The organism is Candidatus Hakubella thermalkaliphila (assembly GCF_013281975.1).
In the GTDB taxonomy this organism is placed as follows: Bacteria; Actinomycetota; Humimicrobiia; order Hakubellales; family Hakubellaceae; genus Hakubella; species Hakubella thermalkaliphila.
Genome location: NZ_BLRZ01000428.1, coordinates 1 through 645 on the forward strand (window position 1 = coordinate 1; position 645 = coordinate 645).

Annotated in this window: 1 protein-coding gene and 1 pseudogene; one reads left to right on the top strand and one right to left on the bottom strand. The window is 40.5% G+C overall.

What is annotated here, in order from left to right; all coding sequences use genetic code 11:
• Positions 1 to 4: 4 nt before the first annotated feature.
• A pseudogene (locus HW443_RS14215) lies at positions 5 to 435 on the top strand (nucleotidyltransferase domain-containing protein); the annotation flags it as partial.
• Here the strand turns inward: HW443_RS14215 and HW443_RS13155 are convergent.
• The coding region (locus tag HW443_RS13155) for a P-loop NTPase family protein (RefSeq protein ID WP_320411599.1) at positions 418 to 645 on the bottom strand (228 nt) is incomplete at its 5' end. The pseudogene HW443_RS14215 and the gene HW443_RS13155 overlap by 18 nt on opposite strands.

Genomic DNA, 645 nt, shown 5'->3' on the forward strand with positions numbered 1-645 from the left:
CGCCATTTTTTATGCTTGCGAAAGTGGCAGTTGCGCGTGGGGTTTCCCATCCGCAAATAGTGACTATGATGTTCGTTTTCTCTACGCAAGGCCAGTGGAATGGTATCTTTCTATTGCCGATATGCGCGACGTTATCGAGTGCCCTGTCAATGATCAATTGGATATTAATGGTTGGGATATCAAAAAAGCATTGCAGTTATTTCGGAAATCTAATCCACCTTATTTGAATGGCTCGGCTCTCCAATCATGTATAAAGAACAATTCAATATTGCTAAGAAAATGAGAACGATAGCGAAAGAATATTAATCTCCACTTGCCTGCATCCATCACTATTTACATATGGCCGAAGGAAATTATCGTGAATATTTAAAAGGTGATGAAGTCTGGATTAAAAAATATTTCTATGTCCTGCGTCCACTATTGGCAATCCAATGGGGAAGGGGGTGGCACCGGTATTTCTTTCTGAGCAGAGGTTAAGAGTTGTTCTGCATAAGAATGGGCAACCCGTTGCAGAAGAGTACTTTTTCCCGCACCGGGATTACCGACAATTATTAATTTCTGATTGTCTTTTATTGCATCTGACAGCACCAAGGAATTATCTGCTGGACTTTCACCGAATTTTTCAATTGTCTCTACTTCTTTTAC